The organism is Syntrophomonas sp. UBA5494, assembly GCF_002426325.1.
Map to the genome: position 1 here is coordinate 16099 of NZ_DIPG01000141.1, position 9485 is coordinate 25583.

At 51.9% G+C, this 9485-nt stretch carries 9 protein-coding genes; all 9 read right to left on the minus strand.

Annotated elements, in window-relative coordinates; genetic code table 11:
• Nucleotides 1–65: 65 nt before the first annotated feature.
• The 9 genes from B3W37_RS15850 to B3W37_RS15890 all read right to left on the minus strand — a co-directional run bounded on the left by B3W37_RS15850 (nt 66) and on the right by B3W37_RS15890 (nt 9266).
• Nucleotides 66–608 (minus strand): cob(I)yrinic acid a,c-diamide adenosyltransferase, encoded by a 543-nt coding sequence (locus B3W37_RS15850; RefSeq protein ID WP_483171456.1) that lies wholly within the window; start codon nt 606–608, stop codon nt 66–68.
• Between the two features lie 118 nt (nt 609–726).
• Nucleotides 727–1581 carry a bifunctional 5,10-methylenetetrahydrofolate dehydrogenase/5,10-methenyltetrahydrofolate cyclohydrolase gene (locus B3W37_RS15855; protein WP_483171457.1) on the minus strand — a complete coding sequence of 285 codons (855 nt, stop codon included), beginning with the start codon at nt 1579–1581 and terminating at the stop codon, nt 727–729.
• Between the two features lie 6 nt (nt 1582–1587).
• Nucleotides 1588–2436 carry a deoxyribonuclease IV gene (locus B3W37_RS15860; protein ID WP_483171458.1) on the minus strand — a complete coding sequence of 283 codons (849 nt, stop codon included), beginning with the start codon at nt 2434–2436 and terminating at the stop codon, nt 1588–1590.
• A gap of 97 nt (nt 2437–2533) precedes the next feature.
• Nucleotides 2534–2878, minus strand: a complete 345-nt coding sequence (locus B3W37_RS15865) for a YraN family protein (RefSeq protein WP_483171459.1) — start codon at nt 2876–2878, stop codon at nt 2534–2536.
• Between the two features lie 14 nt (nt 2879–2892).
• On the minus strand, nt 2893–3162 hold the full coding sequence (locus tag B3W37_RS15870) for an EscU/YscU/HrcU family type III secretion system export apparatus switch protein (protein ID WP_481037982.1): 270 nt from the start codon (nt 3160–3162) through the stop codon (nt 2893–2895).
• 53 nt (nt 3163–3215) lie between these two features.
• Nucleotides 3216–4697 carry a hypothetical protein gene (locus B3W37_RS15875; RefSeq protein ID WP_483176400.1) on the minus strand — a complete coding sequence of 494 codons (1482 nt, stop codon included), beginning with the start codon at nt 4695–4697 and terminating at the stop codon, nt 3216–3218.
• Complete coding sequence (locus B3W37_RS15880) at nt 4657–5349, minus strand: ribonuclease HII (RefSeq protein ID WP_483176401.1); 693 nt, start codon at nt 5347–5349, stop codon at nt 4657–4659. Before B3W37_RS15880 ends, B3W37_RS15875 begins: the two co-directional genes overlap by 41 nt.
• On the minus strand, nt 5346–7313 hold the full coding sequence (locus tag B3W37_RS15885; protein ID WP_483176402.1) for an oxidoreductase: 1968 nt from the start codon (nt 7311–7313) through the stop codon (nt 5346–5348). Before B3W37_RS15885 ends, B3W37_RS15880 begins: the two co-directional genes overlap by 4 nt.
• 318 nt (nt 7314–7631) lie before the next feature.
• Nucleotides 7632–9266 (minus strand): Ig-like domain-containing protein, encoded by a 1635-nt coding sequence (locus B3W37_RS15890; RefSeq protein ID WP_483171464.1) that lies wholly within the window; start codon nt 9264–9266, stop codon nt 7632–7634.
• Nucleotides 9267–9485 lie beyond the last annotated feature (219 nt).

The window sequence follows — 9485 nt, forward strand, 5'->3', positions numbered from 1 at the left end:
TAAATAAAGAAGGCCGGGGCGAATATAATCATTACCCCGACCTTAAATGCCATAGAGGTTAATTGCTATTTTTCAATGCCCTCCCGGGCCGGTACTCCCTGTTGATAGTAATGCTTTACTTCTACCATCTGGGTCACCAGATCGGCCTCTTCGATGACGCGATCATGCGCTTTAGGGCCGCCGGTCAAGATTAATTCCATGCCATCGGGCTTGTTTTTAATGAGTTCCAGAATAGCCTCCACGGGAATCAGATTGAAATAGTTGGCGGTATTGATTTCGTCCAGGACAATAATATCATACTGCCCTGAGGCCATGGCCTTTTTAGCTTTTTCCAGCCCTTCACTGGCCAGGTCAACCGCTTCCTGCGGGGGCGGGTTGGTAAGTTTAATGAATCCCTTTTTCCCATACTGTTCAATAGTGATATATGGGCTCACCATCCTGGCGGACTCTAACTCGGCATACTCCCCGCCTTTCATGAATTGTCCCACATAAGTCTTCAAGCCCTTACCCATAGCTCTGAATGCCAATCCCAATGCTGCGGTGGTTTTGCCTTTGCAGTTACCGGTGTAGACCTGTACGTAGCCTTTCTTTAGCAATTCTTCGTTCATGAGATACCCCTCTCCTTATCATTATCTATTGGTCACTCGCATTGCTTCCAATAACCTTTGTATTTTAGATATAAGTTTCAAAATCCTGCTTTAGGAACAAAAACAATTTGTATAGAAATTAATTCTCCGGCCCGGATTGCTTTATTTGGGGATCCCCTTGCTGCCCTCCTAAAGTGACCAGATTGTCAAATAGTTCAGCTACAGTGATCATCCCGATGCCTCCGGGTACTGCGCTGGCAATCCTGGCCCGGGCGGCGGCCTCCGGGTGCACGTCTCCGTGTATAGTCCCGGAGTCATCAACATTGATGCCGGCGTCCATGATGATACAGCCGTCACTGACCATATCCGATGTTATGAAGTCGGCCTTTCCCACTGCGGCTACCACTATATCAGCCGCCCTGGTCTCCTGTTCCAGGCGCCGGGTCCGGGTATGACACAGGGTTACCGTGGCATCCTGGGCGGTCATCATCACCGCCAATGGACTGCCCACGATAGTACTGCGCCCCACTATTGTCACTTTTTTGCCGGTAAGATCAACCTGATTGGCTCTAAGCATGGTCATGATGGCCTTGGGTGTCGACGGACAGACTCCGGGTTCTTTGGCCAGCAGTTTGCCAAGGTTATAGTAATGCAAGCCTTCCACATCTTTGTGATAGTCGATAGTGTGCAGCAGGCTGTTGTCGTCTATGTGAGCCGGCAGGGGCTTCTGTATCATGATGCCGGTGATATCGGGATCATGGTTCAAGTCGATGATTATTTGCCGGGCCTCGGCCTGAGTGCAGTGCTCGTCAAGGTAGATGGTTTTTACCGGAATCCCCACCTCTTTGCCGAAATTGACCAGTCCATTGACATATGACTGCGAGGCCTTGTCATTTCCGATTTTTAATATTGCCATTTGCAGGGGCAATTGCATGGCTTGCTGTTTAATGCACTTTTTCATCTCTTCACGCAGTTCCTTACCATATACAAGCATGTGCTATCATCCTCTCCGCTCCTGTTGACGCATCTTTTTTAATCTGTTGATATCCTCCAAGAGTCCTTCGGCCGGTGTTTCCACGATCATCGGCAGATCGGCCCAGAAGGGGCGGGCAAACATCTCCCTAAACCCGCTGGCCCCGATAGAACCTGCTCCGATATGTGCATGTCGATCGCGGTGCGATCCCAGGGCTGACAGGCAATCATTGGCATGGATAAGCTTGATGCGCTCCCTGCCAAAGCTATTGTCGATCTCTTTAAGGAGGGCTTCTAATCCCGCCGGGCTGCTGCAGTCATAACCGGCAGCATAGGCGTGGCAGGTGTCAAAACAGATTCCGACCCGCTCACTTTGGTTGATCATCTTTAGTATTTCGTTTAATTCATTAAAATCCCTTCCCAATTCGGTCCCCTGCCCGGACATTGTTTCCAGGAGCACGGTTACCCGGCTTTCATCCCGGCCGAGGACCTGATTCAGTATCATGCCCACCCGTTCCAGGCCTTGCTCTGCTGAGCTCGTGGTATATGAACCGGGATGCATGACCAGATAATCAGCCCCGATTTGCGCGGAGCGCTCCAGGTCTTCCGCGATTATGCTTCGGGCCAGATCGTACAGGCCGGGATCTGCTGCCGCCGGATTGCAGATGTAAGTGACATGCACCGCCAGGGGGCGGATGCGGTGCTTTGCCAGAGCCGCTTTGAAGTAGGCCACTTCGCTGTCTTTTAATTGACGGGCTTTGCTGCCGCGGGGATTGCGCAGGAAGATCTGCAGGCATTCCAGATTCATTGCCACGGCTTCGTCGGCGGTGTGTTTTAAGCCCTTGCCGATTCCCAGGTGAGCCCCGATCGAAGACATTGTTTTCACTCCTTGTTTTCAACTTAGTATTTACGGCATCACAGCCCTTAAACCGTTCAGCCCCTGTGGTTTAAGGTTTAGATCTGCCATGGTTTTGTCAAAAGGCGTTTTGAATGTGATTGATGGCGGGTGATGACTCTATAAGTATAGCGATCACATCGAAGCGGATATTTCGGCAGGGTCTGTTCAAACCGGCCAGGTAACACAAAGCGGTTTTTTTAATATGCTCTTTTTTACGGCGGGTGACAGCCTCCTCAGGGGAGCCGTAGCTGGTGCAGCGCCGTGTTTTGACTTCGACAAAGACCAGCTCACCGCGGTCGGAGCAGATAATATCGACTTCCCCGTAGGGGGTGCGATAATTGCGTTCCACGATGCAATAGCCCTTTTTCTCCAGGTATTTTACGGCCAGATCTTCACCCATTTTTCCCAGAGGATTTGCCATAATAGTCACCACCGTCAATAACGCTGGTCAATGCGATATATGAAGGCCAATATCTCCGCCACCACCTGGTATAGCTCGGGCGGTATCTCCTCATAGATCTGCAAAGCCATGAGATATTTTATCAGGACTTGATTCTCCTGAACAGGGATGTTGTGTTCTGCTGCCAGGGCTTTAATACGCTCGGCAATCAAGCCTTGACCTTTGGCTACCACCACCGGCGCCTGGTCTCGGTCCTGATCATAGGATAAGGCCACTGCCCTGGCCGGGGGATCTTGTTCTTTCATCTCAGACTCCTGGAATGTTATCAAAAGGTCGTTCTCTTCTAGCACCAGTCCTTCTAGACCTTAATGTCAACTTTAGACCGCCAGCCCGGGCCATGATTTTCCGGGGGGCGGGGTACTATTTTTAGGCTCTGGGCGGGCTCTCCGGGAGGGCTGACCTTCATGCCGCAGTCTCTCACCGTATAGCCCAGGTTTTCAAGTGCTCGATAAAGTTCCGGCAGATAAAGCTGCAAGATATCATAACTGGCTTGACTTTCAACCACACTGCGGATTTCCATAAATCTGGACTTATGCCAGGTTACATGAAACAAAACCGCTCCAAGTGCGGGAGTGTCCAATGACACCGCTACATTGATCTGCTCTTGCTCCCTTAATCCGGACTGGCCGGGTTCACCGCTGATGTGGATTTCACAGCGCCGTCTTTCTTCTCCTATCTGCACCGGCAAGGCGAAATAGCACTGGGGGGCTTCCTCCGTCACAGCGGGAGTGGGGAGGTTGATTACTTGCTGTCCCATGATTTCGCGGCTTAAAGCCTCAAGTCTGCTCAGCACCGCGGAGCCGGGGCGATAAATCCCGGATTTTCCAGCCTCATTCATCATATCTTCCGCCACCAGCAACCCCCGCAGCATCTCGGGCTGAGAGCGGACCATATCCTCCAGGCGGGAAGACAAGGCCGGAGCCGGAGCACCGATTTCAAGGCGGTAGGCATTCAATTGCTGGCGTATTAAGATTAGCAGTTGCTTTAAGATATCCCCGGACGCCGCCGGCGGATGAGCAGCGGCGCTGTTTACAGGCATGTAGGGCTTGTCGCCGGCCGGGTGGCTTGACGGGCTGCTTATGAGGGCTTGCTCCTGCTTGGGCATTGCAGCCGCAGTAGTGTGGGCCGGTTTTATCCCTGCTTGAGGAAGATTGTCCGCCCTGTTCTGCGGCTGAGGCGCCTCTTCAGCCGGATAATCGGTCGAGACCAGCCGCAGCACGTCCTGTATCAGGGTGATGACATCAGAACCCGGACTGCTATACCGGGCCAGCGACTGCAGGACAGCCGGGTGCTGGGGAAGATTGCGGGCCAGCTGAAAAGCGGCCAGGTTGATATTCTCCGGGGTGGCTTCGCCCAACATGGCGGTGCTTCTATTCATCATATCCAGGTTGTGGCGATTAATGCCCAGATTGTAGCTTAGGAGCTGTCTGGCCATTTGAGCCTCTTTGGCCTGCGGCGAAATCCCGATTTCCATCAGCCGCTCCGCAATAGTCCGGTCTTCAATTTGCTGAATGCCAGCCGGGGTCATGATTTTCAGGCGGACCCGGCCTGCTTCGGCCTGGTCTACCATCAGGAACAGATTTTGCCCCACCTCCACCGGAACCCGGGCAGACGCCTCGATCATCCGCCCTTTCAAGGCCAACAATACCGTGCCATCCGTATGTATGGCTTTCACCAGGCCTTGCAGGAGTTCGCCCTGATGAAATACCAAGGCCTTGTCCGCAGGCAATGAGGCGATATCAAGAATCGTCCTGTTCAAATAGAGCGGGTTGTTGTACATCGCTTCCTCCTGCGAACCATGATTTAATGGGATCGAAACTCCTTCGATGTATTTCACAGGGCCCCAGACGACATAAGGCCTCTATATGCTCGCGGGTGGCATACCCTTTGTGCTTGGCCAGGCCATAGCCGGGATAAAGCTGGTTGAAGCCCTCCATGGCCATATCCCTTTCAACCTTGGCCAGAATAGAGGCGCAGGCGATGGAGGCGCTAAGGCTGTCACCTTTAACCAATGGCAGCTGTTCGATTTCTATACTATTGAGGCGCAGGGCATCAATAAGCAGGAAATCCGGCCGGGGTGACAGGTGTTTGATGCAATGGCACATGGCCTCACGGGTAGCGTTTAGTATATTGACTTCATCCAGGCGGGACGGATATACACTGGCAACCGTCCAGGCTATAGCCTGCTGTTTTATCTCCGCAGCCAGACGACTGCGCTTTACAGCGGAGAGCTGCTTGGAATCGTCGATGCCGGCCAGGAAGAAACGGGGCGGGAGAATCACGGCCGCAGCCACCACCGGCCCTGCCAATGGCCCGCGCCCGACCTCGTCTATGCCGGCAATAATCTGATGGCCAGCCCGGTAAGCCTGGCGCTCATATTTCATCATTGCTGAAATGCGCCGTTTTTCATTTTTTAAATTTTCATGATTCAAGAACTCTGGCCCCTCTGTTTTGGTTTGACCTGTTCCCGGTAGATCATATAAGCTGTCATCTGTCCCTCCAGGATGGCGCTTTTAAAGCCCCTGACCCTCAGGGCGTCTCCGATGACGTGGACTGAAGACATCAGCCGCCGGGCCTGGTGGTAAAGCTGATTGACCGGTTTATACCCGGTGGCCAGTATTACCCGCTGTGCGGGTATTTCTCTCTGGTTTTGGGCTGAATCGACGGTCACAACCCCTTGCGAGTTAATATTCAGCACTTTATGCCTGACCAGAAGCGTGACCCCGCCCGCCTCCAGGCGGTTCAAAAGATCGCGGCGGTTTTTCTTTTCCATATCGGCTGCTACCCTGGGACGTCCTTCCAGAATAGTGATGCGGTTGCCGAATTGCAGCAGATAATCGGCCACTTCGCAGCCGTTGCTGCCCCCGCCGATGACTACCACTTCATTCTCGCTGACAGGAATTCTTCCGTCCAGAACATCCTCCAGGTTCAAGCACTCTTCAATTCCAGGCAGAGTAGGTATCTGGGGGCGTGAACCGGTGGCAATAATCAGGTGGTCGGGCCGCCTGGTTTGGAGGTCGGTCAGCTGATACTGGCAATCATAGAATTGGTTTATCCCACTGGCTTTAAGGCGGTTAGTGAGGAATTTGTGATAGTCTTTGATTCGTTCCTTATGCGGCGGCGTAGAGGCATACCTCAACAGGCCGCCGGGATGTGAAGACTTTTCAAACAGGCTGACCTCAAAACCCATGTTGTCAAGGGTCAAGGCAGCCTGAATCCCTGCCGGCCCTGCGCCTATAATATCAACCTTCGATTTTACCGGAACCTTGGCCAAGCGGGAATGGTATTGCTTTTCCCTCCCCGTTGCCGGGTTGACCGTACAGCTAACCGGCATCCCCGCAAAGTGTAGATTTATGCAGCCGTTGCAGCGTATACAGGGTCTGATATTTCCGCATTTGCCCCGCTGCGCCTTCAACGGCCAGCTGGGATCAGCCAACAGGCTGCGTCCCAGAAATACCAAATCAGAACGCCCCTCAGCGACGACCTTTTCCGCAAAATCCGGGTTGTAAATCATGCCGCCGGTTATGACCGGAATCTGCACCATCTGTTTTACTTTCTCCGCCAAATATACCCGCCAGCCTTCAGGATAAGAAGCTGGTTCGATACTGGTCAGACCGGATTCATAAGTGCCGCAAGTGCAGTTTATCAGGCCGGCCCCCTGGTTTTCGAGTTCTCTGGCGATGATTATACTCTGTTCCGGCTGCAGCCCGCCGGGAGTGAAATCGTCGATGTTTAAGCGCACCGAGACGGCCAAACCATTGTTCTGGCTTTTTATCCCGTTGATAACCTCCAGGAGTATGCGCATACGGTTTTCTAAACAGCCCCCGTATTCGTCTTGACGCGTGTTCCTGGGCGACAGGAATTCATTTAAAAGGTAACCGTGCGCGGCATGCAGCTCCACCCCGTCAAATCCAGCCTGACGGGCATATTCGGCGGCCTGGATGAACTGGGCTATAATATGTTTGATTTCGCGAAGGCTTAATTCGCGTGGAATTTCCCGGCTGGGGGTTAAACCCTGCCGGGTAGGGGCCACCGGCGGTACCCCCGTGATCTGGCTCGAGGTCTGCCGGCCGGCGTGGAATAATTGTATAAAAGCCTTACAGTCGTATTTCTTTATGGCCCTGGCCAGGCTGGTTAATCCCGGTATGCAGCCGGCATTGTCGATGTGTATTTGCCCCGCGCCTTCCTTTCCGGTAGGAACATCTACACAGCTGGCTTCTACAATGATTAGCCCCGCTCCCCCCCTGGCCCTGGCTTCATAATATTTGATCACATTTTCATTGACCTTGCCGGATTGGTCGGCGTAGCCCACTAACATGGGGCCCATCACAACCCGGTTTTTTAGTGTTATGTTGCCGATTTGCAGTTCAGAAAAAAGATAAGGATAGCTACCCATTACAAACTCCTCCCCCTAAAGCCAATTTAATTATCTAGCGGCTTTATAATTTTTATATCATGCTTTTCTCTCTTCACACCTTCAGTTCCTTCTCAATAGAGTCGACAAAGAAAGAATTTCCTTAATATTTCACGAAACTGCCCGGAAAATAATCCTTTTGCAGTCACTTCACCATTATAGTTCTTAGCCAGGCCGTCAGTTGCCCCGGGCAATAATATCCGGACGGCAACAAGGGGCGAACCCGGTTCGCCCCTTGTTGATTCTTTACAGAAATCCTGGCAATCAGCTTATCATTAGAAACCAGTATCTGGCTTCAGGTCAATTAACCGTCACACTGAAGACGCGTTCACCTACCAGAACCCCGTCCCAGGAAGTGATGCGGATAGTGTAAGTCCCCGGGGCGATACCGGCTGTACTCCAGAAGTATTGGAAACTGGAGCCGGTGCAGCGGAACTTTTGGATCCCGTTTATATACATTCCCATGGCTTCAACCTTAACATCGTCAGTGGAGCTGGAAGCGATCTCTATGGTCTGTCCCCGGGTGATCACCATACCTGGTGCAGGGGTGCTGACCAAGACCACCGGCGCTTTTCCTGCCGGAGCAGGCGTGGTGGTGGGTGGCGGAGTTACCACGCCACTGCCGCTTCCGCTAACAGTAATGGTGGCCGGAAGGCTATACGCGGTGCCGGCGCTGTTAACAGCATAAGATTTTACCGTGTATGTACCGGGGGTTAAACCTCCCAGATAATACTGATAAGGCATGTTGGCGCTGATACTGCCAAAGAAACGGATCTGTTTCTCGGTTCCACCGGTGGGGGCATAATAGAAGCCGTACTCGGTGATGGTACTGTCGCCATTGGATAATACTGTGCCCATTAAGGTAGCAGAGCCAGACACGACATTGGTCACCTTGACATCCAGGCTGGCCTGGTTGCCGGTTTTCGACGAGCCTACCCGGACCGTATCGCCATAGCTGGTCCCGGAGGAATTGCGGGCATAAGCCTTGACATAATAGGTCTGCCCAGCCTTGGGATCATCAAATTCATAACTGAAGGTACGGTCTTCGTCAATCTTTGTTCCCACATTCACCTTATTGGAGGGATTATTATCAGTACCCCAGTAGAATCCGTATTCCTTGATATCGGAGTCCCCCCGGTCATCTACGATTCCGTAGAAAAGGAAATAGTCAACGCCTACCAGCGGAGTCTTGGTGGTGACATCAGGCTTATCGCTGTCTCTTCCCCCGCCTTCGTCCTCATCGGTGTAAAAATATTCAATATCCCCATAGTCAGTGCCTTTAGAGTTCTTGGCATAGGCCTGATAATAATACCGGGTGTCTTCGTCCAGGTCTTCCAGCTCATATTCAAATTCGTCGCCTTCATCGATATCGGTCCTACCGACCCGTATCTTTTCCATGTCGTTTTTATCTTCACCGTAGTAGAAGCCATATTCGGTGATATCATAGCCGCCGTCGTCATCAATACTGCCGTATATGGTGACATTCACACCATCTAAATCATAATCCTCGGTTATTACCGTCGGATAACTCCCACTCCCGCCTTCGGTTTTAAAGCTCCTGACGCTGCTGTAACCGGTTCCTGCAGAACTCCTGGCATAGGCCCGGAAGTAATAGGTGGTGCCTTCATCGAGCTCATCATCAACATATAAGCGTTTGGAGAAGTCCCTGCCTTCGCTGATACTGCTGCCGACCTTGACCTTGTCCATATCATCTTCGTCTTCACCGTAATAGAACCCGTATTCGGTAATATCATCTCCGCCATCATCATCGACGACGCCCTCCAGGATAACATAATCATCTTCTACCTCAGCAAAGTATGCACTCACATCGGGTTTTGCAGCAGCTAAAGCCACACCCGCACCGGAAGATAAAGTCCACAATAAAAATGCGCAGCTCAGTAAGGCGGCGATTCCTGCTTGGCGTAACTTCCTCATGAAGCCAGCCCTCCTTTTTTAATTTATAAAACGATGTTTTCACAATTATACATTGATGGTATTTCTGTAGCAATCCGGATAAAGACGGGTAAAAAGCCACCAAGTAAGCCTCCTTTCTCTTTTCACCCTCTTCTGCATATATTTGTAATTACGTGTAAACTGTTGTAATGCTTTCACTGAGACTGACGCAAAAGGCGCAGGCATGGGCACAGTCTGTCA

Coding starts and splice junctions, on each gene's coding strand:
- B3W37_RS15860 (WP_483171458.1), bottom strand. CDS start 2,436: ATGTCTTCGATCGGGGCTCACCTGGGAATCGGCAAGGGCTTAAAACAC.
- B3W37_RS15890 (WP_483171464.1), bottom strand. CDS start 9,266: ATGAGGAAGTTACGCCAAGCAGGAATCGCCGCCTTACTGAGCTGCGCA.
- B3W37_RS15865 (WP_483171459.1), bottom strand. CDS start 2,878: ATGGCAAATCCTCTGGGAAAAATGGGTGAAGATCTGGCCGTAAAATAC.
- B3W37_RS15885 (WP_483176402.1), bottom strand. CDS start 7,313: ATGGGTAGCTATCCTTATCTTTTTTCTGAACTGCAAATCGGCAACATA.
- B3W37_RS15855 (WP_483171457.1), bottom strand. CDS start 1,581: ATGCTTGTATATGGTAAGGAACTGCGTGAAGAGATGAAAAAGTGCATT.
- B3W37_RS15875 (WP_483176400.1), bottom strand. CDS start 4,697: ATGTACAACAACCCGCTCTATTTGAACAGGACGATTCTTGATATCGCC.
- B3W37_RS15850 (WP_483171456.1), bottom strand. CDS start 608: ATGAACGAAGAATTGCTAAAGAAAGGCTACGTACAGGTCTACACCGGT.
- B3W37_RS15870 (WP_481037982.1), bottom strand. CDS start 3,162: ATGAAAGAACAAGATCCCCCGGCCAGGGCAGTGGCCTTATCCTATGAT.